19 protein-coding genes, 1 tRNA gene and 1 pseudogene are annotated in these 26,716 nt (G+C 67.4%); 7 read left to right on the top strand and 14 right to left on the bottom strand.

Annotated elements, in window-relative coordinates; translation table 11 throughout:
* Window positions 1–2: 2 nt before the first annotated feature.
* Complete coding sequence (locus EJ913_RS19645) at window positions 3–728, bottom strand: ParA family protein (RefSeq protein ID WP_244939422.1); 726 nt, start codon at window positions 726–728, stop codon at window positions 3–5.
* 451 nt (window positions 729–1,179) lie between these two features.
* On the opposite strand from EJ913_RS19645, the gene EJ913_RS19640 reads away from it, so the two are divergent.
* Window positions 1,180–7,947: a two-partner secretion domain-containing protein gene (locus EJ913_RS19640; protein WP_185909856.1), complete on the top strand. Its 6,768-nt coding sequence runs from the start codon at window positions 1,180–1,182 to the stop codon at window positions 7,945–7,947.
* A 350-nt stretch (window positions 7,948–8,297) separates the two neighbouring features.
* Here the strand turns inward: EJ913_RS19640 and EJ913_RS19635 are convergent, their stop codons facing one another.
* Complete coding sequence (locus EJ913_RS19635; RefSeq protein WP_185909855.1) at window positions 8,298–9,545, bottom strand: calcium-binding protein; 1,248 nt, start codon at window positions 9,543–9,545, stop codon at window positions 8,298–8,300.
* Between EJ913_RS19635 and EJ913_RS33070 the strand changes: the two genes are divergently transcribed.
* On the top strand, window positions 9,453–9,989 hold the full coding sequence (locus EJ913_RS33070) for a tyrosine-type recombinase/integrase (RefSeq protein ID WP_127000969.1): 537 nt from the start codon (window positions 9,453–9,455) through the stop codon (window positions 9,987–9,989). The two genes, EJ913_RS19635 and EJ913_RS33070, sit on opposite strands and share 93 nt — an antisense overlap.
* Window positions 9,990–10,058: 69 nt before the next feature.
* Here the strand turns inward: EJ913_RS33070 and EJ913_RS19625 are convergent.
* From EJ913_RS19625 to EJ913_RS19610, 4 genes are all read right to left on the bottom strand, one after another.
* Window positions 10,059–10,135, bottom strand: a tRNA-Arg gene (locus EJ913_RS19625).
* Window positions 10,136–10,264: 129 nt separating this feature from the next.
* Window positions 10,265–11,266 (bottom strand): glutathione S-transferase family protein, encoded by a 1,002-nt coding sequence (locus tag EJ913_RS19620; RefSeq protein WP_127000967.1) that lies wholly within the window; start codon window positions 11,264–11,266, stop codon window positions 10,265–10,267.
* 99 nt (window positions 11,267–11,365) lie between these two features.
* On the bottom strand, window positions 11,366–11,941 hold the full coding sequence (locus EJ913_RS19615) for a YceI family protein (protein WP_127000965.1): 576 nt from the start codon (window positions 11,939–11,941) through the stop codon (window positions 11,366–11,368).
* A gap of 96 nt (window positions 11,942–12,037) precedes the next feature.
* A complete protein-coding gene (locus EJ913_RS19610) occupies window positions 12,038–12,907 on the bottom strand; it encodes a hypothetical protein (protein WP_127000963.1) in 870 nt (289 codons plus the stop codon).
* 119 nt (window positions 12,908–13,026) lie between these two features.
* Here EJ913_RS19610 and EJ913_RS19605 point away from each other — a divergent pair, with 119 nt between their 5' ends.
* Window positions 13,027–13,950, top strand: coding sequence for a LysR family transcriptional regulator (locus EJ913_RS19605; RefSeq protein WP_127000961.1), 924 nt, complete (start codon window positions 13,027–13,029; stop codon window positions 13,948–13,950).
* 13 nt (window positions 13,951–13,963) lie between these two features.
* On the opposite strand, the gene EJ913_RS19600 is transcribed toward EJ913_RS19605, so the two are convergent.
* From EJ913_RS19600 to EJ913_RS31735, 7 genes are all read right to left on the bottom strand, one after another.
* Window positions 13,964–14,662, bottom strand: coding sequence for a nitroreductase (locus tag EJ913_RS19600; RefSeq protein ID WP_127000959.1), 699 nt, complete (start codon window positions 14,660–14,662; stop codon window positions 13,964–13,966).
* A gap of 243 nt (window positions 14,663–14,905) precedes the next feature.
* Window positions 14,906–15,451 carry an ATP-grasp domain-containing protein gene (locus EJ913_RS19595; protein WP_185909853.1) on the bottom strand — a complete coding sequence of 182 codons (546 nt, stop codon included), beginning with the start codon at window positions 15,449–15,451 and terminating at the stop codon, window positions 14,906–14,908.
* A gap of 320 nt (window positions 15,452–15,771) precedes the next feature.
* Window positions 15,772–17,970 carry an aldehyde oxidoreductase molybdenum-binding subunit PaoC gene (gene paoC / locus EJ913_RS19590; RefSeq protein WP_127000955.1) on the bottom strand — a complete coding sequence of 733 codons (2,199 nt, stop codon included), beginning with the start codon at window positions 17,968–17,970 and terminating at the stop codon, window positions 15,772–15,774.
* A 3-nt stretch (window positions 17,971–17,973) separates the two neighbouring features.
* On the bottom strand, window positions 17,974–18,924 hold the full coding sequence (locus EJ913_RS19585) for an FAD binding domain-containing protein (RefSeq protein ID WP_127000953.1): 951 nt from the start codon (window positions 18,922–18,924) through the stop codon (window positions 17,974–17,976).
* Window positions 18,921–19,559, bottom strand: coding sequence for an aldehyde dehydrogenase iron-sulfur subunit PaoA (gene paoA / locus EJ913_RS19580; protein WP_127000951.1), 639 nt, complete (start codon window positions 19,557–19,559; stop codon window positions 18,921–18,923). The genes EJ913_RS19585 and paoA overlap by 4 nt, the downstream gene beginning before the upstream one ends.
* Before the next feature lie 541 nt (window positions 19,560–20,100).
* Window positions 20,101–21,096 (bottom strand): aldo/keto reductase, encoded by a 996-nt coding sequence (locus EJ913_RS19575; protein ID WP_127000949.1) that lies wholly within the window; start codon window positions 21,094–21,096, stop codon window positions 20,101–20,103.
* 165 nt (window positions 21,097–21,261) lie between these two features.
* The gene (locus EJ913_RS31735; protein WP_185909852.1) at window positions 21,262–21,414 is read right to left on the bottom strand and encodes a hypothetical protein; all 153 of its coding nucleotides are present in this window, start codon (window positions 21,412–21,414) and stop codon (window positions 21,262–21,264) included.
* A gap of 430 nt (window positions 21,415–21,844) precedes the next feature.
* On the opposite strand from EJ913_RS31735, the gene EJ913_RS19570 reads away from it, so the two are divergent.
* Window positions 21,845–22,348: a YciE/YciF ferroxidase family protein gene (locus EJ913_RS19570; RefSeq protein ID WP_127000947.1), complete on the top strand. Its 504-nt coding sequence runs from the start codon at window positions 21,845–21,847 to the stop codon at window positions 22,346–22,348.
* A 119-nt stretch (window positions 22,349–22,467) separates the two neighbouring features.
* Here the strand turns inward: EJ913_RS19570 and EJ913_RS19565 are convergent, their stop codons facing one another.
* The gene (locus EJ913_RS19565) at window positions 22,468–22,992 is read right to left on the bottom strand and encodes a GAF domain-containing protein (RefSeq protein WP_127000945.1); all 525 of its coding nucleotides are present in this window, start codon (window positions 22,990–22,992) and stop codon (window positions 22,468–22,470) included.
* A 227-nt stretch (window positions 22,993–23,219) separates the two neighbouring features.
* On the opposite strand from EJ913_RS19565, the gene EJ913_RS33275 reads away from it, so the two are divergent.
* The 3 genes and pseudogenes from EJ913_RS33275 to EJ913_RS19555 all read left to right on the top strand — a co-directional run bounded on the left by EJ913_RS33275 (window position 23,220) and on the right by EJ913_RS19555 (window position 26,681).
* Complete coding sequence (locus EJ913_RS33275; protein WP_425321120.1) at window positions 23,220–23,387, top strand: hypothetical protein; 168 nt, start codon at window positions 23,220–23,222, stop codon at window positions 23,385–23,387.
* A 146-nt stretch (window positions 23,388–23,533) separates the two neighbouring features.
* Window positions 23,534–24,078: pseudogene (locus EJ913_RS33270) on the top strand (hypothetical protein); the annotation flags it as partial.
* Window positions 24,039–26,681, top strand: a complete 2,643-nt coding sequence (locus EJ913_RS19555) for an Ig-like domain-containing protein (protein ID WP_127000943.1) — start codon at window positions 24,039–24,041, stop codon at window positions 26,679–26,681. The pseudogene EJ913_RS33270 and the gene EJ913_RS19555, both read left to right, overlap by 40 nt.
* Window positions 26,682–26,716: the final 35 nt, after the last annotated feature.

Here is a 26,716-nt window from a genome sequence, read left to right as displayed (position 1 = left end):
TCTCACAACCCCAGTTCGTGGCGAACGAAATACCAGGCGCCCAGGCATTCGTCCGCGCCGTTCACCGCGCCGACATCGACAATGGAACAGCCGATGTCGTCCACCCGGTGCATGTCCTCGATGTCGGGCACCTCGTGCGGCACCAGTCGCCCGACCCGGCCCAACTCCAGCTTCGCCTCGCGCAGGCTGACCGAGCGGCGCTTGACCCGGTTCAGCAGGAAGGCGGACGGGCGGCCGTAGTCGCGCAGGAACTCCATCCAGGGGATGACGCTCATCTTGTCGAAGCGGCCGACGCCGGTCGGCACCAGCACCAGATCGGCGCGGCGCAGCAGGATCTTGGTCGCCTCCGGGAACAGCTCCACCGAGGGCGGGGTATCGACGAAGACCACGTCGTAGGCGGCGGGATCGATTTGCGCCAGGGCGTCCTCGACCGCGTCCAGCGTCCCTTCGTAATGGTCGATGCGGGCGACGTCGTGCGGGCGGCGCAGCTCGTGCCACTGGCCCAGCGTGCGTTGCGGGTCGAAGTCCAGGGTCGCGACGCGCATGCCGTCGGTGGCCGCCGCGACCGCCGTGTTCTTGCAACTGGTCGTCTTGCCGGTCCCGCCCTTCGGCGCGCTGTAAACCACCCAACGCGCAACGGTCGCGATGGCGTCGACACGCTTCTTTACCGTCTTGACCGGGCGTTGCTTCGGATTCCTGGCCGCGGCGACAGCGTTCGGATTGGCCATCGATTTCCCCTGGATCGGCATGAGGATGCTCTTGTAGCGGATCGTCGGGTGGCTCGAAAGCCCAAAAGTCTGTACCGCGCTCCAGGCGTTACCGGTAACGCTATTGACGGCGACTGCACCGGCTCCAAATCCGTTACCGGTAACGCCTCCGGCGACCATCGACACAGGACCGCTTGAGTCACGCCGTCCGGAAAGACAGCAAAACCCTTGTGTTTTCGGTGTTATCGCCTGTGGCAATCCTGGAAGCGTCATGAATTTTCAGTGGTGAGCTTATCACAAGCACAGTATCCTATCCGAAAGATAAGGTTCCAAGGCCATTCGCCTCAACGGAGCCGTCACAGGGACTGGACGCGCGAAGACAAGGCGTCCGGTTGGCGACTCGATGGATTGGCACGGGGTTGGATTTCGTATGCTTCGAGGGTTCTTGGATCGCGGCGCGCCGTCCGTTTCGATGGAAAATCATCGTCGCTCCGAAGCCATCGGTGCGACCGGATCGGGGCCGGCCCGGCGCCTGCGCTCCACCACCGCGCTGGCCGGCGCGGCCGGGATGGCCGTGCTGGCGGCGGCGTTCTCCCCCTCCGTCGCGCTCGCCAACCCCGCGGGCGGAACGGTGGTCGCCGGGCAGGCGGCGATCGTTCCCGGCGGCCCCGGCCAACTCGATATCGTCCAGACGACTTCCAAGGCCATCATCGACTGGCAGCGCTTTGGCGTCGGCGAGGCCGAGCACACGCGGTTCCAGCAGCCCGACGTCAATGCCATCGCCCTGAACCGGGTGGTCGGAACGGAGCGGTCGGACATCCTGGGGCAGCTGTCGGCCAACGGGCAGGTGTGGCTGGTCAACCCCAACGGCATCGTCTTCGGCCCCAACGCCAAGGTCGACGTCGGCGGCCTGATCGCCACCACCCACAACATCCGCAACGAGGATTTCCTCGCCGGCAACCACGTGTTCGAGGGCGCCGCCGGTTCCACCGCGACGGTGGAGAACGCCGGCGCCATCACGGTGGCCCAGGCCGGACTGGCGGCCTTCGTCGCCCCCGGCGTCATCAACCGCGGCACCATCGAGGCGCGGCTGGGCGAGGTGACGCTGGCGTCGGGCCGTCGCTTCGTCGTCGATCTGTTTGGCGACCAGAAGATCAACATCGCGATGGACGCCAAGACCGACGCCCGTCCCGTCGCGTCCAACGGCAAGCCGGTCGACGCGCTGGTGAAGAACGAGGGAAAAATCTTCGCCGACGGCGGCCGGGTGCGGATGACCGCCACCGCCGCCAAGGGGCTGGTGGACCGCGTGGTCAACATGACCGGCACCGTCCAGGCCCGGACGGTGGAGCAGAAGGACGGCGAGATCATCCTGCTGGGCGACGGCGGCGACGTGGAGGTCGCGGGCGCCCTGGACGCCTCGGGATCCGGCGCCGGGCAGAAGGGCGGCACCGTCGTGGCGTCCGGCGACCGCACCGCGCTGACCGCGACGGCGCGCGTCAACGTCTCCGGCCATGCCGGGGGCGGCGAGGCGCTGATCGGCGGCGACGTGCAGGGCGGGCGGGCGACGGCGGCGACGTTGGCCGGCTACAACATCCGCCCGGCCCGCAAGCCGGTGCCGCCGTCCGCCGTGACGGTGGTCGAGGCCGGCGCCGTCATCGCGGCCGACGCGACGGTGGCGGGACAGGGTGGCAAGGTCGTGGTGTGGGCCGAGGACCGCGCCCGCTTCGACGGCGCGGTCTCGGCGAAGGGCGGCGCGGCCGGCGGCGACGGCGGCTTCGTGGAGACCTCGGGCAAGTTGACGCTCCAGGTCGGCGGACGGGTCGATGCGGGCAGCGCGGGCGGCGGCAAGGCCGGCTCCTGGCTGCTCGACCCCACCGACATAACCATCGTCGCCAGCGGCGGCCTGACCACGTTGCCGGCGACCAACCCCTACGAACCGACCGGCGACGCCACCATCCAGGCCAGTGCCATCACCAGCGCGCTGGCAGGCACCGACGTCACCATCCAGACGGGAAGCGTCGGTGGCGGCTACGGCGACATCACGGTGAGCGCGCCCATCGCCTACAACGAGTTCCGCGCGGCCTCCCTAACCCTCAAGGCCCACCGCAACATCATCGTCAACGCCGGGATCACCGCGGGCAACGCCCCGCTGAACCTGACGCTGAACGCCGACAGCGCCAACACCTCGGCCACAAGCCCCACCAGCAGCGGCGGCGCCGTCCTGGTCAATGTGGGTGGCGGCTCCACGCTCAGCATCCTTACCAACGGCGGCAATCTGCTGATCGGCGGCGGCACGGATCCCACGACCATCCCGGCGCGAGGACCGGCGGGCGGCGTCAACAAGTCGGGCGTCGAATTCCAGTCGGTCAACGTCGACACCGGTGGCGGCGACATCCGGATTCGCGGTAAGGGCGGCACCAGCTCCAGCGCCGGGCACAAAGGCGTTCTGCTGACCGACAGCCATCTGCAGGCGGGCGGCGGTCTCATCAGCCTGACGGGCATCGGCGGATCGAACGACAGCGTCGGCGGCGGCCAGAATTTCGGCGTCGAGCTGTCGGGCAGCCAGCTCGACACGATCGGCGTCATCGAGGTCACCGGCACCGGCGGCCGGGGGCCGGGCGGCCAGAACCACGGCGTCGCCTTTTTCGACAGCACCGTGACGGGGGAGGGTGGCGCCCTCGCCATCACCGGCACCGGCGGCAATGGTCTGGAGGACAGGTCCAGCGGCGGCGAGAACCTCGGCGTTTCGCTATCCGGAGGGTTGGTGAAATCGACCGGCGGCGGCGCCATCCAGATCCATGGTCAAGGAGGCGAGGGTTACGGAGGCTTCAACCACGGCGTCAAGCTGAGCAACGTCGCCGGGGTGGAAAGCAACCTCGGCGCTCTCACCGTCACCGGCATCGGTGGCAGCGGCCGGGACGACGGCGACAACGTCGGCTTCCTGCTCGGCAACGGTTCGTCTCTCAAGTCGCTCGGCAGCACGATCACGGTGACGGGCGATGGCGGCAGCGGCGAAACCAGCATCGGCAACGACGCCATGCAGATCGGCGGCACCATCAACGGGCATGGTACGGTCACGCTCACCGCCCAGGACAACGACCTTCTGCTGACCGAAGGGATCGTGAGGAGCACAAACGGGTCGGTGCTGGTCGACGGGAACGGTTCCGTGCGCCTGGACGGCGGCGGCAACCCCGACAAGGGCCGGATCACCGCCGGACAGATGGTCGAAATCACCGCTCAGGAGGCGCTGGAACTGACCGCCAGCGCCGGAATCAGCGCCGGCCAGTCCGTTGTCGCGGAGGCTCGGGACGGCGTCACGATGGACAACGCCACGGTGTCCGGCTCCCAAGGCGTCATCCTGAGATCCGATGGGGACGTGTGGCTGTCGGCAAGCGCCGTATCGACGAACGGCGGCGCGGCGGTGCTCAACGCCAACCGTTCCCTTTCCGGAGGACTCATCAAGCTCGATGCCGCGAGCAGCATCACGACCTCCGGCGGTGCCATCACGCTTGGCGGGGGGACCGACCCGACGACGGGCGCCGCCAAGGGATGGAGCGACAACTATCCGAACGGCGTGACCATCGCGGACGGCAGTCAGTTGTCGTCGGGCGGCGGCGCCATCACGATCACCGGCGAGAACGGCGAAGACGTCATACGGGGTTATGGCGTGGTCATCACCGGCTCGGGAACGGGCATCGACTCCGGCACCGGCACCGTCACGATCCGTGGCACCGCAACCTCCACCGCCACCCATGCCAATTGCACCGGCGCCTGCTGGAGCACCGGCGTCCTGCTCGACGGCAGCAGCGGACCGGTGACGATCCATTCCACCTCCTCCGCGTCCAACGCCATCCTGATCGACGGCAACGCCAGCGGCGCCACGACCGCTAAGGCGCAGGGGATGGTCGCCCGTGGTCAGGTCGCCATCACCACCGAGACCGGCGGGATCGCGCTGAAGGGGCAGGGCGGCCAGTCGGCCTCGTACGATACGGTCGGTGGTTTGGAACTCGACGCCAGCAGCGCGTCGGAGCTGGCGGTCCACTCCACATCCGGATCGATCAGCCTGGAGGGCACCACGGGGAACGGCAGCAGGTCGACCGGAATCCGGCTGGTCAACAACGTCAGGATCGGCAGTACCGCCAGCACGTCCAGCGCTTCGGCCATCACGCTGACCGCCGACACGATGGAACTGGGCGACAACGGCTCGCCAACGATCGACGGCAGCGGCCCCTTGGTGGTTCAGCCCAGGACGGCATCCACCAGCATCGGTCTTGCCGGCGGTTCCGGCACGCTGGATCTGTCCGACGACGAACTCGCCACCTTCGGTCTCAACCTCGCTTCCCTGACCATCGGGCGGGCCAACGGCAGCGGTCTGATCACGGTCGGCGGGCCGTGGTGGCTCACCACGAACCTGACGCTGAGGACCCCGAACGCGAACGGCCAGAACGTCGGCATCGCCCTCCAGGGCTCCCTGACCGCGCTTTCCACCGGCGTCACGCTGAACAGCGGCGGGATGGTCACGCAATACGCCCCCATCAGCGCCGCGCGGTTGGAACTGCTGGGGACCGGCTCCCACAACCTGTCGGATTCGTCCAACAGCGTTCAGGTGCTGGCCGGCGACACCGGTTCCGTCACTCTCAACAATCTGGGGGAGCTTGAGATCGGGACGGCCGGAGCCAGCGCGGGGTTGCGGGTCGGCGGCGGCACCCTTTCCCTGTCCACCACCGGCCGCATCCTCCAGACGGCGGCGCTGGGGAACGTCGGACTGCTGTCGCTCTCGGCCGGCGGCGACATCGAACTGGACCGCTCGGGCGTGGACAACACCATCGCATCGCTGGGGCACATCCGGCGGGGCGGCAGCCTGAACCTGTCCAACAGCGGCAACGGTCTCACCCTGACCCAGGCCATCGACGCCGATCCCGGCAACGTGACGATCCGCACCGCCGGAAATCTGACCCTGAACAGCGGGGCCAGCGTCGCGGCGGGCGGCAGCGGCAGCATCGTGCTCGCCGCCAACGGCCGCTTCATCAACAACGCGGGCGCGTCGGCCCTGACGGTCGACGCCGGACGCTGGCTGGTCTACGCCGCCGACGCGGGCACCCTGGTGGCCGGCGGCCTGACCGGCGACACGGTGTATGGCAGGAGCTACGCGTCCTACGGGCCGAGCGCCGTGACGGAAAGCGGGAACCTGTTCATTGTCGCGGCGGCGCAATCGGCTCCGACGTCCCCGCCCGTTGCCCCGGTGTCGCCGCCCGTTTCACCGCCGGTTTCGCCACCCGTCACCCCGCCGGTGACAACGGATCCGGACACCGAGACACCCACCACGCCGACGGCACCCACCACGCCGGAAACGCCGACCCCGCCGGTGACGACGGCTCCCGGCCCCGGGACGCCCACCACGCCCCCCCCTCCGGTAACGGCCACTCCCGAAACCGGGCCATCCACCACGCGCACCGTGCCCACCACGCCGACAGCCCCGGTTTCGCCGGCGGTGAGCACGGCGGATGCACGCGTCTCGAACACGTTGCAGACGGTGGCGAACATTGCCAACGCCCCCGTCACGACACCGCCTCCACCACCGAATGGTCCGTCGGGCAGCCCCACGACGACCGGCAGTTCTCCCGTCACCTTCCTGTCCAATCTTCAGCAGGGAACGCCCAACCAGCCCGCGCCGGACGGCGGCGGCACGCCCAACGCGCCGCCGGCCGGCCCGGTGACGGTGACGCTTGCCTCCGGCCGCACCATGACCTTCTCTCCGACGGCGGCCGCCGCCTATTCCACCGGGGCGACGCTGAGCCAGCCCGGTCCACAGGTGTTCGCCGCGCCGCAAGTCCAGGCGGCGGCGGCGACCCTGGTGCAGGCGGCGTCGGGCGACAGCATGGCCCAGGCGGTCGCCGCCGTGGCGAGCAGCGGGTTGACGCCCATCGAACAGCGCGCCGTCCTGCAGAGCGTTCCTGTCGCCACCCTGATCGGTGGGCTGACGCAGAGCGCCGACCCCGTCGCCGCCGGTGTCGGCGCAATCCTGCGGAACAACTTCGCGTCGGGCGCCCCGAACAGCTACGCCGAGGTGCGGACGCTGGTGTCCCAGGCCAACGTCCCGCCTGCCATGGCGATGGCCTACCTCGCCATGGCGCAGCGGGTGCAGCGCGAACAGCGCACCCAGACCCTGGGCGGTGCCCTGCGGCAATTGGTGGCCGATCCGTCGATGTCCGACATGTTCAGCCGCCCGCTGTCCTTGACGGCGCCCACCCTGCGGCAGGCGGGAGGAGGGCGCACGCGCGGCGGCACCATGACCCTGCGCGGCATCGTCGCCGACAGCGCCAACGTGGCGGAGGCGCGGGTCAACGGCCGCTGGGTCTTCATCGACGAGCAGGGCCAGTTCCGCACCAGCATCCCGGTCGAGCCCGGCAGGACCGAAGCCACCCTGACCATGACCGACGAGAAGGGCGACACGACCGAACAGGTCATCCAACTCGACTCCACGGCGATGGCGGCGCCGGACCCGGCGGCGGGGCAGGGGGGCAAGAAGATCGCGCTGATGATTGCGGTGGACAGCTACCGCAACAACGCCATCCCGACGCTGGCCACGCCTGCCGCCGACATCGCGCTGGTCGGCCAAACGTTGAACGAACGGCTTGGTTACGAAACGCGGGTCCTACGCAACCCGACCAAGGCGCAGATCGGCGACGCCCTGCGCAAGCTGGGCCGCGAGGTGGGCGAGCAGGACCAAGTCATGGTCTATTACGCCGGCCACGGCTACGAGCTGTCGGAGACCGGGGCCGGCTATTGGCTGCCGGCCGATGCCGACACCGACAGCGCGAAGAACTGGGTGTCCAACAACGACATCGGCCGCTTCCTCAGCCGCATGCCGGCCAAGCATGTGATGGTGGTGTCGGACAGCTGCTACTCCGGCGCCTTCACCAAGGAGCAGAAGATCGACGCCGCCGATCTCGGCAGCGGCGAGGAACTGCGCCAGCGCCGCTCGGTGATGGCCCTGTCGTCGGGCGGCGACGAGCCGGTGGCCGACGGCGAGGTGAACTCCCCCTTCGCGGCGGCGCTGGTCAACCGGGTGCGCGCCCTGCCCAAGGACAGCGGCGGCTTCGGCCTGTACCAGCAGGTGCGTGAGGACGTGTCCCGTGAGGCGCCGCAGACCCCGCAATACGGCGTCATCAAGGCCGCCGGCTACGACGAGGGCGGTGACTTCCTGCTGGGTGTGCAGAAGGCGCCGCTGGTGAATTGAGGGGGGCGGCCCACCGCCAAGATCACAGCGCCGCCGCCTGGCATCGTCCATGATCCCGTCATCACGGAGTGTCCCCCATGCATGCCGTCCCGGCCATCCGACCGTCTGTTCCGCAAGACGGCCCGTCGGCATGCCCTCGCCCAGGCCCAGAACTGGCGCTGCGTCCATTGCGTTCGCATCGGCCAGGGCCTTGGGCTTCATCGGGAGCAGGGATATGGTCGATCAGGCTGGAGACCGGCGGCAACAGCGCGGTGATGAATAGGATGGCAACGGTCATGGAGGTTGCCCCTCCCTTGGACGTGAAAAAGCCCGCGGCCGGATGGCGCGGGCTTAGGATGCGTCAATGGTGGTCAACGGTAGATGAAGTCGGATGCCTGGAGCGAAGTGACGCGATCCAGTGTGATAGTACCGATCGGAGAAGATGGCGTGGCAGATATGGAAGTAAACACCAATTCAGCTCGGTCCATTCCATTGACGACACTGTAATTGACGGTCATTCTGAGGAAAGGGCCGTGGGAAGGTTTGCCATTTGTTGGAGCGGGGACGCCGGTCAGTGACGTGCCGTCTTGCAGAACCACATCATACGCACTGAATATCCCTGTAAGATCGATCTTATCGAGGCCACTTTGGAAATCGGAAATGCTGTCGCCGAGCTCATCGGTCGCTGAGTAAACGAAGGTGTCTGCCCCCAGGGCGCCCACCAGCCAATCCGCACCGGCCCCACCCTTGATGACGTCATCGCCGGAATTGCCGTTGATCAGGTCGTTGCCGGCGCCGCCGCCGATATAATCAATCCCTTCACCGCCGGCCAACGTGTCGTTGCCGCTCCCGCCCCACAGAGTGTCGTTGCCGCCGCCGCCGAGCAGCGTGTCATTTCCGGCCGCGCCGTAAAGCGCAAAGCTGAACGACGCCCCTCCGTTGATGGTGCGCCCGATGTAGGTTGCCACCCGCCCCTCCGCCATGCCCGACAGCGCGAAGTGCTCCTCGCCGGAACTGATCTGCCCGGCGGCCACCGCTTGCGCCACGTCGGGGTTGCGCTGGAGATACCCGAGTTCATCGAAGGCGTCACCGCTGGCTTTGCGCCCTTCCGCCCGGCCCCAAGTGTTGTAATGCGTTTGAACGGACGGCAGCGTGCCGGCAAAGAAGGCGGCAGCCACGTCAGGGTTCTTGGCGAGATAGCCGCTCTCGCTGAACGCGGAAGCCGAAGGCGAGCGGTGTTCGAGGTTCCCGAAGTTCAGGTAATGCTGCGCGAGCCCGGCTGGTGTGGTCGTGGTCGCGGCCACGTCCGGGTTCTCGGCCTTGTAATAGTTCGCGTCGAAACTGCCATAGGGTGACGCGAGTCGGCCCTCGGCCTGACCGTAGGCGATGTAGTGGTCATAGCCGATCGCGTAGAGCCCGGTGCGCACCGCTGCCGCAACGTCCGGGTTGGCGGCCAGATAGCTCACTTCGTTGTAGCTGAGGGTATCGCTGCCCCAGCGGCCTTCCGCCGCACCGGCAGCCCGGTAATGGGCGAAGCCGCTGAGGTACTGGCCGGATCGGACAGCCGCAGCCACGTCCGGGTACATCGCCAGATAAAACGCCTCGTTGAATGCGGCCATGTTTGTTCTCCACCCTTGGCCAGTGCCTTTGATGCACGACGGTGTCATGGGGAAAAGTATACTGAGGCAGCCTGGGAGAGGGCCACAATCAAACTCATCAGAGACAGAAAATTTCTGGACAGAGTGGATTGGGGATCGCGCCACCTGGGTCCCCACACCCTGATTTTCCTTGGAATGGTTGAACCGCGCTGGGTTTCCCGGAAGTCGATCACCGCTCTGAAGGCGTCGTTCAAGTCGGCGGCGGTCGCGGCCGGTCTCTCCGGTATACACTCGCACACCCTGTGCCACACTTGCGCGACGTGGTTGCTGCGCGACGGGTTGGACATGTGGCAGGTCGGCGGATGCGTCGGGATTCCGCCGCAGACCATGCAGCAGGTCTATGATCACCATGCCGCCGAATTGATGACCAAGGCGGCAACGTCGCGGCAGGGAAACGGGGGATGAAGACGGGGATGAGCGGCCACTCATCCTCGGCAACGAAACTGGTAAATCTTTGATATGCAAGCGAGGAATTGGCGGACCCGAATGGATTCGAACCATCGGCCTCTGCCTTCGGAGGGCAGCGCTCTATCCAGCTGAGCTACGGGTCCGTCGCTTGCGGAGGCGCAACATAGCCCAAGCGAACCTCCAACGCAACAGCCGTTCTCAGATTTACGGATGCCGCGTCGCAGGTTCGCTTCACGGGGACGCGGACAGTGACAAGGACGGCCAAACGCCGCTCATCCCCGCGTCGGGATGCCTTGGCCGCGCAGACGGTCTCGGTCGTGGGAGGCGTCCAGATCCAGGGCCGGTCCCTTCGGCACGATCAGCGTCGGGTTGATCGCCGGATTGGTGTAGTAACCGGCCTTGATGGCCTCGACGCTCACCGTGGCGGCTATGCCGGGCCACTGGTACAGCTCGCGCAGATAGTTGGACAGGTTCGGGTAATCGGCGATGCGCCGCAGGTTGCACTTGAAGGCGCCGTGATAGGCCGGGTCGAAACGCACCAGCGTCACGAACAGGCGCCAGTCGGCCTCGGTCAGCCACTCCCCGGCCAGATAGCGGCTGGACGACAAATGCGCCTCCAGCCGGTCGAGCGTCCCGAACAGCGCGTCGAACGCCGCGTCGTAGCTTTCCTGGCTCTTGGCGAAGCCGCAGCGGTAGACGCCGTTGTTGACGGTCTCGTAGATCAGGCCGTTCCAGCGGTCGATGTCGGCGCGCAAGAACGCGGGGTACAGGTCCAGCCGGTTCCCGGTCAGGCCATCGAAGGCGCTGTTCAGGATGCGGATGATGTCGGCGGATTCGTTGTTGACGATCCGTCCCTCGCGACGGTCCCACAGCACGGGAACCGAAACCTTGCCGGTGTAGGCGGGGTCGCTCGCGGTGTAGAGTTCATGGTGGTGGCGGAAGCGGGGCAGGACTGGGCCTGCGTCCTCGTCGGAGGGGTAGACCCAACCGTCCTCGCCCAGGATCGGCCCGGCCACCGACAGGCCGACAACGCCTTCCAGGCCTTTCAGAGTCCGGAAGATCAATGCGCGCGACGCCCAGGGGCACAGGTAGGAGACGTAGAGGTGGTAGCGTCCGGCCTCCGCCGGGCGGGCGGGTTCGCCCTGCGGATCCGCCTCGCCGTTCGGCGTGATCCAGCCGCGGAAACGCGTCGGTTCACGGTGGAAGGCGCCGTTCCTGATCTCGCTGGCGGCGATGTCGCCCTTGACCCATACGCCGTTCACCAGTTGGGGCATGACCGTCCTCCCGCTGTTTCCTGCACATCGAAAAAGAAGGGGCGCGGCGGAGGGTTCCGCCGCGCCCCGTGTTTTAAGCCCGCGAACGGCGCCGGCGGATCAGGACTTGACCGCTTCGGCTTCGATCAGCAGCTGGATGTCGTCGCTGATGTTGGGAACGCCGTACTTCATGCCGAAATCGCTGCGCTTGATGGTGCCGCGCGCGGAGAAGCCGGCGGTCTCCAGCTTGGAGGCGGCGCTGACGCCGTCCTTGTTGAAGGTGACGGCCAGCGTGATCGGCTTGGTCACGCCCAGCAGGGTGAGGTCGCCGTGCAGGGTGCCGGTGTTGGCGCCGGTCTTCTCGATCTTCGTGCTCTTGAAGGTCATCTTCGGGAACTCCTTCGCGTTGAAGAAGTCCGGCGAGCGCAGATGCTCGTCACGCTTGGCGTGGTTGGTGTCCACGCTGGTGGTGTCGATGGTGACCGACAGGGTGCTCTTCTCGACCGCGTCCTTGTCGAAGCTGAGTTCGCCGGCGGCGGTGTTGAAACGGCCGATCAGGTTGGCGAAGCCCAGGTGGTTGACGATGAACCCGACGCTGAGATGCGAGGGATCGACCTTGTAGGCGACCGGGGCGGCGAAGGCCGGGGCGCCGACCAGCGTGGCGGCGAGGACGGCGGCGGAGAGAAGCTTCTTCATCACGGATGTTCCTGACATTGACGATGGATTGGCGGATGGGGGAGCGGAAACCGGGCGGTCGGAGCTGGAAGGCCCGAACCCGGCAGGATTTTGGTCTTAGTAAGGAGAAGCCTCGCCCCCGCTCAGTGCCCAAGCGGCGGCGATGGCGACCAGGGCGGGCAGCACGGCCAGCACGGTCACCGCGACGGTGCCCAGCGCCGGGCCGAAGCCGGTGTCGGGGATGGGCAGGCGGCGGCGCAGCGGTTCCGCCGCCAGAGCCGGCAAGGCGAGCAGCAGCGTGGCGGCCTGCACCTGGGTGTAGAGCGCAAGGATGGCGGCGAGCAGCAGCGGCAGGCCGAGCGCGACCCGGCCCGAGGCGCCCCAGACATGGCGCTCGGTCGGCCAGTTCCACAACAAAAACCCGCCGGTCGCCGCCGTCAGCGCCAGCCCGAGTTGGGCCAGCGAGGCCGAGGACCCGATCAGCGCGGTGACGCCGACCGCCAGCGCCAGCGCCAGCAGCACGGCCGCCGGGGCGGCGGCGCTGGAGGAGCCAGGGGAATGGCCGTCCGGTGCGGATCCGCCGAAGGCAACCCAGGCGCCGACCGCCAGCAGGACCAGCAGCGGAACGGCGGCGGCCAGCGAATCGAGCGCTGGTCCGGCGATCCAGCCCAGCGCCAGGACCAGCCACACAGCCACCGCCACCGAAACCGGCCGGCCCTTCAAGCCCAGCGCGTCGGCGGCAAGCCCCAGCACCAGACCGCCGGCGGCGGACCAGAACAGCTTGCCCATGCTCGACGGCGGTGGAAAGGCCGGAAGGCCGACGACCAGGATGAACAGGCCGAGGAAGGCCAGCGCGATTCCGGCCGGCGCCAGCAGCCGCCCGGTCCGGGCGCCGCCGACCAGCCGCAAGACGCCCACCGCGACCGCGCCGAGGATCAGCGGCAGAAGGCTGGATTGGACGAAGGGGTCGTTCAGCAGATCGGTCATGGCGGTTTGGCAATATCTTTCGTGGTAGTGGGGCGTTGCGCCGTGCGCCGTCCCTTCCCGGCCAAGCTACCGTGTGCGTAAATGAGCGGGAATTCGCATTCTTCGCATATGGTATCTGCATGAACGCACAGACGGATTGGGACGACGTCCGCTATTTTCTGGCGGTGGCGCGGGAGGGGTCGCTGTCGGCGGCGGCCCGCGTGCTGGGGGTCAACCATTCGACCGTGCTGCGTCGGCTGACCGGGCTGGAGGCGGCGATGGGGGTGCAGCTGTTCGACAAGCTGCCGCGCGGCTACGTCCTGACGGCGGCGGGCGAGGACATGCACCGCACCGCGCTCAGCGTGGAGGACACGCTGGCGGCGGCCAGCCGGCGGCTGTCGGGGCGCGACGCGCAGTTGGAAGGCACACTGCGCATCACCACGGTGGACATCCTGGCGATGCACATCCTGCCCCGCCATCTGGCGGCCTTCCGCGCCCTGCACCCCGGCATCCGGGTCGACATGACCGTTGCGGAAGCCAACCTCAGCCTGACCCGGCGCGAGGCCGACGTCGCCATCCGGCTGGCGGCCCAGCTGCCGGAGAATCTGGTCGGGCGCTCCCTGTCCGGCCTCGCCTTCGCCCCCTATGGCGAGGTCGGGATGGTGGCGCGCCATGGCGCCGCGCCGCCGGCCGAAGCCTGCTGGGTCGGGCTGGACGAAAGTTTCGACCACACCGCGATGGTGCGCTGGCTGAGGGCGGAGGTCCCGGCGGAGCGGATCGTCCAACGGGTGAACTCGGTGGCGGTCCTGGTCGAATCGGTGAGGGCCGGGCTGGGTTACGGCCTGCTGCCCTGCGCGCTCGCCGACCGCATGCCGGAGCTGCGGCGCGTCGGCCCCCCGGTGCCGGATTCGGGCGTTCGGCTGTGGCTGCTGACCCATGGCGACCTGCGCATGATGGGACGGGTGCGCGCCTTCCTCAGCTTCATGGCCGCCGCCCTGACGAGTGACCGCGACCTGCTGGAAGGACGCCTGCCCCAGCCGGTGCCCGCCCTGGCGGATGTGTAGGAAGCGCCCTTTTTCAGAACCCTGAAAACCGCGCGAAGCCAGCCGCCGCTTCGCGCTCCGTCGCGAAGCGGTTCTCCGGGGCCGACCAGTCGGCGTGGCCCAGCGCCATCCCGCTCGCCAGGATCTCGGTGTCGGGAATGCCGAGATGCCGCCGCACGATGGCGTGGCGGTAGCAGAAGGCCGCCTGCGGGCAGGTCTCCAGCCCGAAGCCGCGCGCCACGATCATCACGTTCTGCATGAACATGCCGAGGTCGAGCCAGCTGCCCTCGGTCAGGTCGCGGTCCAGCGTGAAGAACAGCCCGACCGGCGCGCCGAACAGGTCGTAGTTGCGACCGTGCTGGCGGGCCATGCGCTCGCGGTCGCCCTTGGCGATGCCGAGCGCGCCGTACAGATCCCAGCCGATTTTCCGGCGGCGGGCGAGGTAGGGCTCCCGCCAAGTGCCGGGGTAGTAGTCGTATTCCGGCTCCTCCGGCGCACCGGCCTCGTGGGCGGCGCGAAGCTCCGCCGTCAGCGCGTCGCGCACCGAACCGGCGGCGGCGTGGACCTTCCAGGGCTGGATGTTGGAGCCGCTCGGCGCGCGGGCGGCGAGGTCGAGGATGCGCTCCACCGTCGCGCGGGGAACGGGGGTGCCGGTGAAGGCGCGGACGCTGCGCCGTCCGGCGACCGCGTCGAGGGCGGAGACGGTGGAGTTGGGGGTGGCGACGCTGTCCATGCCGGTGACGGTCTCCCTCGTTGCGGTGCCCGGCCATGAAAAGGCCCGCGGATGGTTTTGGCAACCCTCCTTCCGTTCTGCGGATCGGTTCCGTTCTGGACGGCCGGTGCCCACGTCATCATGAAGCGCTTGGCGGCGGAGGTCCCAGAACCAGCCTGCGCGAAAGGGCGCATGGGATGGTCGCCGACAGGGGGCCGGTGACAGCGCAAGGGATGAGGATCGGAAGTGAAAAGGCGCGGGGCATCAAGCGAGATGAAGCTCCGGCGTGCTGCTTATGATCGCATCGGCGACCCGGCGCTCATTCCACGGCACATCATGGTGAGCCTGGATCAGATAGCGGCTCTTATGATCGCGGATCAATTCATTCGGGAACAGGGCAATCCGCATCTGCTCCCGCCTGTCGCGACGGTCTTCATAAGGCTGGCTGCTGAGAGCGCAGACCAATGCTTGGCAGAGGTCGGCACCGACCACTTTGCCCAGATGGGTCGTCTGGGTGGGGCGGGCATTGAATTCCAGAAAGACCGGTTCGCTGCCATCCTCGGGCAGGATGGCATCGATGCCACCAAAACCGGAATATTCCGCCAATTCCACCATGCGCTCAGCAACTTTCAGCAGGCCTGGGTGATCGATCACCTCGATGACGGAGGCAGGACCGAAAGGGGCCGGCTGGTGTTGCAGAGCGGAATATGAAAAAGCCTCCAGCATTTGTCCTTTCAGCGCGCTGAAGGACACCGATGCCGAGCGCCCGGGAATGAACTCCTGCGCGACGGTTTGGCATTCATCCGGCAACAGAGGACCGGATAATCCCTGCCAAGAGCCCCGCCCCCTCTCTCTCGCGCCAAAAAGTTGCCTTTTCGTCCACGAAGTCGGGGGCGTGGTGGCCATAGTCCTGCCGCACGGTCTGCGGCGACATCCCGACGAATCCGCCGACCAGCCCACGGCCACCCTACTCAAACACATCTCTGAAGCTGTACCCGTTCGGAGAGCCGGCCACGCAATAAGGGGCGTTGACCGCGGGCCTCCCTTGGCGGAGCAGCCCCCGGCCGGCACCGTCGCCTTGAGGACGGCTGGCAGGCCGGTGCCAGGTGAACCGCGCCGTCTTCGACGGTTCACCCCACCTCCGGCATCCGGTCCAGCAGTTTGTCGAGCGTGATCGGGTAATCGCGCACGCGCGCACCGGTGGCGTTGTGGATCGCGTTGGCGATGGCGGCTCCCACTCCACAAAGGCCGAGCTCCCCGACGCCCTTGGCCTTCATCGGCGAGGAGATCGGGTCGGTCTCGTCGAGGAAGATCACCTCCTGGTGCGGGATGTCGGCGTGGACCGGCACCTCATAGCCGGCAAGGTCGTGGTTGACGAAGAAGCCGGCGCGCGTGTCGACCGCCAGCTCCTCCATCAGCGCCGCCCCGACCCCCATGGTCATCGCGCCGATCACTTGGCTGCGCGCCGACAGGGGGTTGAGGATGCGGCCGGCGGCGCACACCGCCAGCATGCGCCGCACGCGGATTTCCGCCGTCGCGGCGTCGACGCCGACCTCGACGAAATGCGCGCCGAAGGTGGATTGCTGGTAGCGCTTGCCGAGGTCGCCGTATTCGATGGCGTCCTCGGCGGCGAGGCCCGGATCGCCCGCCGCCTGGGCAAGCGGTGCGCTGCGGTTGCCGGACCGGACCACACCGTCCGAAAACACCGCGTCGGCGGAGTTGAAGCCGAGCTTCTGCGCCACCGCCTCCCGCAGCTTGACGCAGGCGGCGTAGACGCCGGCTGTGGAGTTGTTGGCGCCCCATTGCCCGCCGGAGCCGGCCGACACCGGGAATTTCGAATCGCCCAGGCGCACCACGACCTTGTCCAGCCCCACGCCCATCATTTCGGCCGCCGTCTGGGCGAGGATCGTGTAGCTTCCGGTGCCGATGTCGGTCATGTCGGTCTCGACCGCCACCATCCCGTGCTTGTCGAGCCGCACCCGCGCCGCCGACGGCGTCAGCAAATTGTTGCGGAAGGCCGCGGCGACGCCCGTGCCGACCAGCCAACGCCCGTCCCGGTTCCGGGCGGGCTGCGCGCTGCGCCGGCTCCAGCCGAACCGCTCGGCGCCCAGGCGCAGGCATTCGACCAGTTGCCGCTGCGAGAAGGGGCGGTCGGGCTTTTCGGGATCGACCTGGGTGTCGTTGCGGATGCGGAACTCCACCGGATCGAGGCCGAGCTTTTCCGCCATCTCGTCCATGGCGATCTCCAGCGCCATCAGGCCCGGCGCCTCGCCCGGCGCGCGCATCGCGTTGCCCTCGGGCAGGTCGAGCACCGCCAGCCGCGTCCCCGTCAGGCGATTGGGAGCGGCGTAGAGCAGACGCGTCTGGTCCACCGCGTTCTCGGGCTTGCCGTCCGGCAGGTTGCCGGACCAGCTTTCGTGGCCGATGGCGGTGATGCGGCCGTCCGGGGTGGCGCCGATGCGGATGCGCTGGATCGTCGCGGGACGGTGCGTGGTGTTGTTCATTATCAAGGGGCGGGGCAGGGCCACCTTGACCGGTCGTCCGGTCGCCCGCGCGCCCAGCGCGGCCAGCAGCGTGTCGGCCCGCAGGAACAGCTTGCCGCCGAAGCCGCCGCCGACGAAGGGGGAGACGACGTGCACCTTTTCCTTCGGGATGCCCAGCGTCTTCGCCAGATCGGTCGTCGCCCAGTCGATCATCTGGTTGGAGGTCCAGACCGTGAGCTGGTCCCCGCGCCACGCGGCGATGGTGGCGTGCGGCTCCATCATTGCGTGGGACTGGTCGGGCGTGCGGTAGGTCGCGTCGAGCTGAATCGGCGCGGCGGCGAAGGCTCCGGCGAAATCGCCCAGGGTGGAATCCGGATCGTCCTTCGAAGGACCCGTCACGCCCTCCCTGGCGCGCTCCAGGTCGAAGGCGCCGTCGGCGCGGGTGTAATCGACGCGGATCAGCGCCGCCGCGGCGCGCGCCTGCTCGAAGCTCTCGGCGACCACCAGCGCGATGGCCTGATGGTAGTGCTCGATCTGCGGGCCGCCCAGCAGCGTGGCGATGTTGCGGTCGGCCTTGGCGAGCGGTCCGGCGTTCCCGGCCGTCACGACGGCGAGCACGCCCGGTGCGGCCTCGGCCGCCTTGACGTCCATGGATGCGATCCGGCCCTTGGCGATGGTCGAGCCGACCGCATAACCATAGGCTTGGTTCGCCACCACGTCGTGCCGCTCATAGGCGTAGGGAGCGGTTCCGGTCGTCTTGAGCGGTCCGTCGATCCGGCTGGTCGGGCGCCCGACCACCTTGAGCCGGTCGATCGGGTTGGTCGTTGCGGGGGTGTCGAATTTCATGTCTCAGCCTTTCGCTTCGGCCAGCACCGCGCCGAGCGTGCGCTCGACCAGCGGGAGCTTGAAGGCGTTCGCCGGCGTCGGGTTGGCGCCGGCGAGCAGTTGCGCGGCGACCGCCTTGGCGCCGCGCGGCATCTCGGCCTCGGCGGCCTCGATCCGCCACGGCTTGTGCGCCACGCCGCCCAGCGCCACCCGCCCGCTGCCGTCAGGCTGCACGATCGCGCCGACCGAGACGAGCGCGAAGGCGTAGGAGGCGCGGTCGCGCACCTTGCGGTACAGTTGGACGCCGCCGACCGGCTTGGGCAGCGTGACGGCGACGATCAGCTCACCGGGGGCAAGCGCCGTTTCGATGTGCGGCGTGTCGCCGGGCAGGCGGTGGAAGTCGGCGATCGGGATGCTCCGCGTGGCACCGTCCGGCTTCACCGTCTCCACCGTGGCGTCGAGCGCGCGCATCGCCACGGCCATGTCGCTCGGGTGGGTCGCGATGCACGCCTCGCTTCCCCCCACCACCGCGTGCTGGCGGCTGAAGCCGCCGATGGCGCCGCAGCCGCTGCCGGGCTGACGCTTGTTGCAGGGCTGGGCGGTGTCGTAGAAATAGGGGCAGCGGGTGCGCTGGAGCAGGTTGCCAGCCGTCGTGGCCTTGTTGCGCAGCTGGCCCGAGGCCCCCGCGAGCAGGGCGCGGGACAGCAGCCCGTAATCGCGCCGCACCCGCCCGTCGGCCGCCAGATCGGTGTTGCGCACCAGCGCGCCGATGCGCAGGCCGCCGTCCGGCGTCGCCTCGATGGTGTCGAGCGCGAGGCCGTTCACGTCGATCAGGTGGGGCGGCGCCTCGATCTCCAGCTTCATCAGATCCAGCAGGTTGGTGCCGCCCGCGATGAACTTGGCGCCCTGGCTGCGCGCGGCGGCGGCGGCGGCTTCGGCCGGCGAGCGGGCGCGCTCGTAGGTGAAGGGCCTCATGCTTGCCTCCCGGCGACCTCGGTGATCGCGTCGACGATGTTGGAATAGGCGCCGCAACGGCAGATGTTGCCGCTCATGCGTTCGCGCAGTTCGGCGGCCGTCGCCTGCGGCGGCGTGGTCAGGTCGGTGCTCGCGTGGCTCGGGATGCCGGCCTTGATCTCGTCGAGCACCGCCACGGCGGAGCAGATCTGTCCGGGCGTGCAGTAGCCGCACTGGTAGCCGTCGTGCTTCACGAAGGCGGCCTGCATCGGATGCAGGCCGTCCGGCAGCCCCAGCCCCTCGATGGTGGTGACGCTGTCGCCCTCGTGCATCACCGCCAGCGTCAGGCAGGCGTTGATCCGCCGGCCGGCCACCAGAACCGTGCAGGCGCCGCATTGCCCATGGTCGCAGCCCTTCTTGGGACCGGTGACGTGCAGATGGTCGCGCAGCGCGTCGAGCAGGGTGGTCCGGGTGTCAAGTTCGAGGCGGCGCGGTTTGCCGTTCACCGTAAACGACACCGTCGACAGGATCGGCTCCTGCCGCTTCGCCGCCGCATGGGCGGGTTCCGTGAAAGGGCCCGTCGTCAACGCCACCGCAGCGGCGCTGCCCATCAACACCCCTCGCCGGGTCAGTTCGAGGTCGCCGGGATTCTGCATCGCGTGCATCCCTCCTTCTTCCGCAAAGACAATGGCCGGGCCGATGCCGTACGCCCTGGAGCGCACCTGCCCCGGTAAGAGGGGAAAGGAGCCGTCAGGCCGGCGCGTTCTCCAGACATGGGCCGGCGCGTTGCCATGATTAGGGGCCCGTTGGCGATAGAGCCTATTAATTCAGGACATGAAACAGGAGGATGCTCCAAACGTTACACAAGGTTTTGGCATTCGCTGGAACAGACTCCTTGCGATTCGCTCTCAACAAAGCGACTGAATTCATGCGGTCGTCGCGGCTCGCTCTCTGTGCCGATCCGGATAAGCCGCCGGAGTCCGCTCGGAACCTCGGCCGGCGCTCTCGTTGCCCATGACCGTCACAGCTCCTGCGAGGTCGGGCGAACCAGGATCCCGTTCACAGCGACCTGGTCCGGCTGACCGACCGAGGAGACGTTGATGGCTTCCTTCCGGAAAGGACGGAGCCCGCGCGGGATGAAGCGCGGGCTCGGGCTCAACGCCGATACCGAAGGCGGTGCTGCCGGAAACGGCGGCGTCAGAGGCCGATGGTGGCCATCAGTCGTTCGGGATAGCGCTGTCCCTCGACCGGAATTGCGGCCGCCGCGCTCTGGATCCCGGCAAGATCGTCGGCGGTCAGCGCGACCTGCGCCGCCGCGAGGTTCTCCTCCAGCCGGTGCAGCTTGGTGGTGCCAGGGATCGGCACGATCCACGGCTTCTGCGCCAGCAGCCAGGCGAGCGCGACCTGGGCGGGGGTGGCGTTCTTTTCGGTCGCGATGCGGGTCAGAAGATCGACCAGCGCTTGGTTCCTCTCCATCGCCTCGGGCGTGAAGCGCGGCAGGATCCTGCGGAAATCGCCCTCGCCGAGCTTGGTGTCCTTGGTCATCGCCCCGGTCAGGAAACCCTTGCCGAGCGGGCTGTAGGCGACCAGCCCGATCCCCAGTTCCTCGCACGCCTCAAGGATGCCGTTGGTCTCGGGGCCGCGCGTCCATAGCGAATACTCGTTCTGCAAGGCGGTGACCGGCTGCACCGCGTGCGCGCGGCGGACGGTCTGGGCGCCGGGCTCCGACAGGCCGAAATGCTTGACCTTGCCCTCCCGGATCAGGTCCTTGACCGCGCCGGCCACGTCCTCGATCGGTACGTTGGGATCGACGCGATGCTGGTAGAAGAGGTCGATAACCTCGACGCCCAGCCGCTTCAGCGAGGCCTCCGCCACCTTGCGGATGTTTTCCGGCCGGCTGTCCATGCCGCTCTGCGCCTTCGTCTCGGGATCGATGGCGAAGCCGAACTTGGTGGCGATCACCACGTGGTCGCGCACCGGCTTCAGCGCCGCGCCGACCATCTCCTCGTTGGTGAAGGGGCCATAGACCTCGGCCGTGTCGAAGAAGGTGACGCCACGCTCCACCGCCTGCCGGATCAGCGCGATGCCGTCCTCCTTGCTCACCGAACTGGCGTAGCCGAAATTCAGGCCCATGCAGCCCAAGCCGATGGCCGAAACCTCCAGGCCGCTTTTCCCAAGGACACGCGTCTGCATGGTTCTTCCTCCAACCCACCTTGCGTGGGCGCCCAACCGTTGCGGTGAGCAGGAGATAGGCCACGGGGAGCCGGCCGATTAGACGGCATGATCGGCATGAGGCTATATCGGCATTTCATGAATGCACCGCGCCCTGCCCATCCCCGGCGCGGCGGGTTGGATGGGTCATCCCATGCGCTCCTCTCCGGACGGACGACGCTCCGGCACCGCGCTCTGTCTTGTTTCGTAGCGGAACGGGATCCCGAAGCCGTATCCGCTTCCCACCAGCAGAAGCGCGTAGAAGGAAACGATGACGATACCGATACCGATGCAGACCATGGGGGGAGTCTCCTGCCGCATGACACGGCTTAGCCTGGCACTCCGCCTGGCGGAGGCAGAGTGTGAGAGGAAATGGTCGAGCGAGGCCAAGGTTCCGCCCGCGTCGCCGCCGGTGTCGGGTGGCGGGATCGGTCCCCAGTTCGCTCAACCCGCCGGGAGGGGCGGGAGATAAGCCATTTCAGCCTCGCCGAGTAGACGGCACAATCGGCATGCGGCCATGACCGCGCTTCATGACTGCGTGGCGATACCCCGAAACGCGTGGGCTGGCGACCGCCCCCGCAAGCCCTGAATGTTCAACCGGCTCTGCCGCAGCCTATGCCATCCGATCAACCTCCTTCCGTCGCGGGAACTACGGGAGAGGCCTCTTATTGAACGAGCATCCGCCGCGACGCCGTCGCCGAACTCAACCGAATTCACGGAGGACCTCGCCATGGGTCTTTTCACCAAGGACATCCAAACGATGAACGACCTTTTCGTTCACCAACTGAAGGACATCTATTACGCCGAGAACCGAATCCTCAAGGGGCTGCCCAAGATGATCGAGAAGGCAACCGATCCGGGATTGAAACAGGGATTCGAAACGCACCTGCGCGAAACCGAGGGGCAGATCGAGCGGCTGAAGCAGGTATTCTCGATGCATGGTGTCTCACCCGAAGCCGTCACCTGCCCAGCCATCGACGGCATCTTGAAGGAGGCCGACGAGGTTGCCGGCGAGGTCGCGGACAAGCAGGTACTCGACGCAGCTCTGATCGCGGCGGCCCAGGCCGTGGAGCATTACGAGATTACCCGCTATGGCTCCCTGGTCGCCTGGGCCAAGCAACTGGGACGGAACGATTGCGCGGCCGTACTTCAAAAAAATCTCGACGAGGAGAAGGCGACCGACCTTAAGCTGACCGCGCTCGCCGAGTCCAAGGTGAACCGCGCCGCCGCGTAAGGTCAATGCTGCCGCCGTTGCCCAGAAGGCTTTCCATTCATGCAAAACTGGGGCGGCCTTGGCCGCCCCAGTTCGCGACAACGCCTTCACTCCTGCCTCAAAACCGAGGAAAGCTGTAGCTACCGGGTTTCGATAGCGGTCAGAGCGGAAAGGGTCAGCTGAGCCAGGACCATGCGATCCACCATGCTGAATGGTCGTGGAACCATATCGATCAAGCAAACCGATCCAAGTGCGAGGCGGTCACGGTTGATGATGGGGGCACCCGCGTAAAAACGGATGAAGGGAGAACCGAGGACCAGCGGGTTCTTCTCGAACCGGGTATCAAACAAGGCATCTTCCACCACCAAGGGAAGGCTTTGCTGAATGGTGAAATGGCAGAAAGCCACATCGCGCGGGGTCTGGTGGATGTCCAGCCCCCGTTTTGCCTTGAACCACTGCCGATCCGCGTCCAGCAGGGAGACCAGCGCAATCGGTACACGAAAATGATCGCAAGCCCAGGACACGATATTCTCGAAAGCCGGGTCGGACGACGTGTCGAGAATGCCGGAACGATGCAGCGCCGCAAGCCGAGCTGGCTCGTCAGCGATGGGTTCATCAGCAGTGCTCAACGAATGAGCTGGATCGATGTCATGGCAGATGGTCATGGTTTACTATTTGTGCCTGAAGGAAGTGGACAATTGCTTAACAAGGCAACCATCTGGCAATTGCTCATGGGGCTGGCGAAAAAGGCTGCGCCCTCAGGCTGGATATGATGCAACGTCGGGATGGAGACCCCGCCGCGCCACCGCCTGAGTGATGCCGAGAAGGACGCGCTGTGAACCGTCCCGGGTTTGTCGGATGCCCCGTTTCTTGAAAGGATGGGGTCATCCTGATGAAAGCGGCATCACGCAACTACGGCCCTGAAATGCGCGAGCGAGCGGTTCGGATGGTGTTCGAGCACGCTTCGCCGTGGGCGGCGATCGGCTCGATCGTGGCGGTGGCGAAGATCGGTTGCAATGGCGGAGACGCTGCGGGGCTGGCTCCGGCAGGCCGCGCGTGACCAAGGAAAGCGCTCCGCTGCAACAACGGACGAGCGGGAGCGGGAGCCGGAGCAAGGCGCTGGAGCGGAAGAACCGCGAACTGCGCCAGGCGAACGAGATCCTGCGCAAAACATCGGCGTCTTTCGCCCAGGCGGAGCACGCCGGCTTCGTCCTGGATGCCCTGGGGCAGGCGCTCCACGATCGCCGGCCAGCCCAAGGGCAGCGGCCTCATTCACCATAGCGAGCGCGGGTCGCGATCCGTTGCCATTCGGTACACCGAGTGTCTGACCGACGCCGGTGTCGAGCCCTCCGTCGGCAGCGTCGGCGATTCCCATGAACCCGAAGGGGCAGCGCAGCAACAACGCCTTGGCCGAGACCATCAATGGCCTCAACGAGACCGAGGGGATCCGGCGCCGCAGGCCGTGGCGCACCCTGGAGGCCGTCGAGTTCGCCACCCTGGAATGGGTCGACGGGTTCAACAACCGGCGCCGCCTCGAGCCCATCGGAAACATCCTTCCCGCCGAGGCAGAATTGTTCCCGAGAGCGCCGAAATTCAAAAGAAGCATTTTAACCAAAATGGCCGATAGCCAGTCGCGGCGTTGTGAAAACCGGGCATCGAAAGGAGACTTGCAACCATTGGTCAAAAACATACTGCTGATGGAGCCAAAGGAATGGCAATTCTCTGGGGTGGTGTCGGGGCCGATACGCTGACTGGTGGAGCGGAGGAGAACACGATCGGCGGAGGCGCCGGCAACGACCGGTTGACCGGCAACAACGCGCGCGACCAGATCTTCGGCGGCGATGGGAATGACACCATCACCGGCGGCGGGGGCAACGATTATCTGGAGGGCGGCGCCGGGCGGGACACCTTCGTGCTGCTGCCGGGCGACGGCTGGGACTACATCGGCGACTTCCAGGCCGGGGCCGGTGGCGACGTGCTCGACCTGACAGCCTGGACGGGCATCACCGACTTCGGCACGCTGCTGGCCTTGGCGACCAGCGACGGCAACGACACCATCCTGACCTTCAGCCCGACCGCCAGCGTCCGTCTGGCCGGCGTCGCGCGGTCGGCGCTGACCGCCGACAACGTCACCTTGGCGGCGGGTAGCGGCATGCCCGGCGAAAACCCGGACACGCCCCCGCCTGGCGGCACGCTGAGCCTCGGTCCGGCGACGGTCAGCGTGGCGGAAGGCAGCGGCGGCGGGACGACCAATTTCTTGTTCACGGTGACGCGCAGCGGCGACGTTTCGGCCGCCGCGTCGGTGAACTGGTCCACGGCGGGGGCCGGCGCGTCGGCCGCCGGGGCGGCCGATTTCGTCGGCGACGCGCTGCCCTCGGGGGTGGTGACCTTCGCGGCCGGACAGAGCACGGCGACCATTGCCGTTCCGGTGCGCGCCGACACGGGCGTCGAGACGGACGAGGGCTTCACCGTCACCCTGTCCGCACCTAGCACCGGCTGGACCATCGCCGTCGGCAGCGCCAACGGGCTGATCGTCAACGATGACGCGGCGGGCGGCAACACGCCGGGGCAGGCGCTGACCGGTACCGCCGCGCGCGACGAGCTGTACGGGACAGCTGGCAACGACACGATCGTCGGCGGGGCCGGCAACGACTATATGGAGGGCGGTGCCGGGTCCGACCGCTTCGTCATCAACGCCGGCGACGGCTGGGACGCCATCGGCGATTTCCAGGCGGGAAGCGGGGGTGACGTTCTCGACCTGCGGAGCTGGGGACTGACCAGCGCCGCCGCGCTGCTCGCCTCGGCGACCGAGGACAGCGGCGGCACGGTGCTGAACCTCAGCAGCAACACCGGGGTGCGCCTGATGGGCGTTTCCAAGGCGTCGCTGACCGCCGCCAATTTCCAGTTGGCCGGGTCGACCAACCAGCCTCCGGTCGCCCACGGGCAGGCCCTGACCACGGACGAGGATCGCAGCCTGTCGGGCCAGTTGTCGGCCACCGATCCGGAATCCGGAAGCAATGGGCTGAGCTACAGCCTTGTGGAGGGCGGCGCCCCGCAGCACGGCGCGGTGACGATCAACCGGGACGGCAGCTTCACCTACACGCCGGGCAAGGATTACTTCGGCGCGGACCGCTTCACGTTCCAGGTGACCGATGCGGGCGGCCTGTCGAGCACCGAATCGGTGGCGCTGACGGTCAACCGGCAGCGCGATGACGCCAACGCCTATTTCACGGCGGGCGGCGCCATCTATCGTGTCTCGCTGGACCAGCCGGGGGGCAAGCCGGAGGCCATGTCGGTGCTTAACGCCCAGGCGGGCAGCGGCGGCTTCGGGCAGATGACGGTGATGGGCAGCACGCTGTTCGCCACGACGTCCAATCAGACGATCCGTGCCTTCGACCTGGACAACCCCTCCGACACGGGACGCGCGCTGGCCATGCCGGGGCGCTTGTCCGTCTCCTCGGACGGCAAGCTGTACAGCTTCGATGGATCGCGGCTGTACAGCTACGATCCCACCCAGCCGGAGACCGCTCCCGCCTTGGTCGCCGACGTCAGCGCTTGGGGGGCGAGCCAGGGCTACTACCTGCCCCCGATGAACGGCTATTGGAGCGAGAGTTCCTTCCTCGTCAGCGACAACACTCTCTTCTTCTCCGCCGGTCCCGTGACAGAGATGGGGTTCGAGTTCGAACTGTGCCGTCTCGACCTCGGCACGCCAGGGGCCGAGCCCGTCAGAACCGATCTGTTTCCGGGAACGTTCCAAGCGCAGTACTACTCGAGCTTGGCGACCGCCGCCAACAGGAGCAGTCCTGCATCCTTCACCGAAGCGAACGGCGGCGTGTATTTCTCGGCGGCAACCCAATGGGCTGGCAGGGAGCTGCTCCAGGTCGCCGCCGGCAATTCATTGGGCGGAGCCAACCTGGTGGATGATCTTTACGAGGGATGGAGCCAGCAGGAACGGCCTTGGTACGGCATGCAATCCTCCCAACCCAGGGGCTATTACACGGAAACTATAACGAATGACAGCGCGCCGCAGAATCTGACGGAGGCCGGTGGCGACCTGTTCTTCACCGCCAGCACGCCGGAGAACGGGCGGGAGTTGTACCGTCTGGACACCGATCATCCCGGTGCCACCCCGACGCTGGTTGCCGATCTGATGCCGGGCAGCGCATCGAGCAACCCGACGAACCTGATGAGCACCGACACCGCCCTGTACTTCTCCGCGACCACGGCGGCCGGGCAGCAATTCCTGCGTTACGACCTCGCCTCCGGTCAGCTGGTCGACATGGCTGTCGATTGGAGCGGCTTCGGAACCGATGCCGCAAATCGGCCCACCAACTTCGTGTCCGCCATTACGTAACGTTGCCGCACCAGCCATGATCCGGTAGGCGCCGT

Source organism: Azospirillum doebereinerae (assembly GCF_003989665.1).
GTDB lineage: Bacteria > Pseudomonadota > Alphaproteobacteria > Azospirillales > Azospirillaceae > Azospirillum > Azospirillum doebereinerae.
This window is presented reverse-complemented; position numbering and strand designations above follow the sequence as displayed.

Coding starts and splice junctions, on each gene's coding strand:
- EJ913_RS19645 (WP_244939422.1), bottom strand. CDS start 728: ATGGCCAATCCGAACGCTGTCGCCGCGGCCAGGAATCCGAAGCAACGC.
- EJ913_RS19640 (WP_185909856.1), top strand. CDS start 1,180: ATGGAAAATCATCGTCGCTCCGAAGCCATCGGTGCGACCGGATCGGGG.
- EJ913_RS33070 (WP_127000969.1), top strand. CDS start 9,453: ATGGGCGAAGCCGCTGAGGTACTGGCCGGATCGGACAGCCGCAGCCAC.
- EJ913_RS19635 (WP_185909855.1), bottom strand. CDS start 9,545: ATGGCCGCATTCAACGAGGCGTTTTATCTGGCGATGTACCCGGACGTG.
- EJ913_RS19620 (WP_127000967.1), bottom strand. CDS start 11,266: ATGCCCCAACTGGTGAACGGCGTATGGGTCAAGGGCGACATCGCCGCC.
- EJ913_RS19615 (WP_127000965.1), bottom strand. CDS start 11,941: ATGAAGAAGCTTCTCTCCGCCGCCGTCCTCGCCGCCACGCTGGTCGGC.
- EJ913_RS19610 (WP_127000963.1), bottom strand. CDS start 12,907: ATGACCGATCTGCTGAACGACCCCTTCGTCCAATCCAGCCTTCTGCCG.
- EJ913_RS19605 (WP_127000961.1), top strand. CDS start 13,027: ATGAACGCACAGACGGATTGGGACGACGTCCGCTATTTTCTGGCGGTG.
- EJ913_RS19600 (WP_127000959.1), bottom strand. CDS start 14,662: ATGGACAGCGTCGCCACCCCCAACTCCACCGTCTCCGCCCTCGACGCG.
- paoC (WP_127000955.1), bottom strand. CDS start 17,970: ATGAAATTCGACACCCCCGCAACGACCAACCCGATCGACCGGCTCAAG.
- EJ913_RS19585 (WP_127000953.1), bottom strand. CDS start 18,924: ATGAGGCCCTTCACCTACGAGCGCGCCCGCTCGCCGGCCGAAGCCGCC.
- paoA (WP_127000951.1), bottom strand. CDS start 19,559: ATGCAGAATCCCGGCGACCTCGAACTGACCCGGCGAGGGGTGTTGATG.
- EJ913_RS19575 (WP_127000949.1), bottom strand. CDS start 21,096: ATGCAGACGCGTGTCCTTGGGAAAAGCGGCCTGGAGGTTTCGGCCATC.
- EJ913_RS31735 (WP_185909852.1), bottom strand. CDS start 21,414: ATGGTCTGCATCGGTATCGGTATCGTCATCGTTTCCTTCTACGCGCTT.
- EJ913_RS19570 (WP_127000947.1), top strand. CDS start 21,845: ATGGGTCTTTTCACCAAGGACATCCAAACGATGAACGACCTTTTCGTT.
- EJ913_RS19565 (WP_127000945.1), bottom strand. CDS start 22,992: ATGACCATCTGCCATGACATCGATCCAGCTCATTCGTTGAGCACTGCT.
- EJ913_RS33275 (WP_425321120.1), top strand. CDS start 23,220: ATGAAAGCGGCATCACGCAACTACGGCCCTGAAATGCGCGAGCGAGCG.
- EJ913_RS19555 (WP_127000943.1), top strand. CDS start 24,039: ATGGCAATTCTCTGGGGTGGTGTCGGGGCCGATACGCTGACTGGTGGA.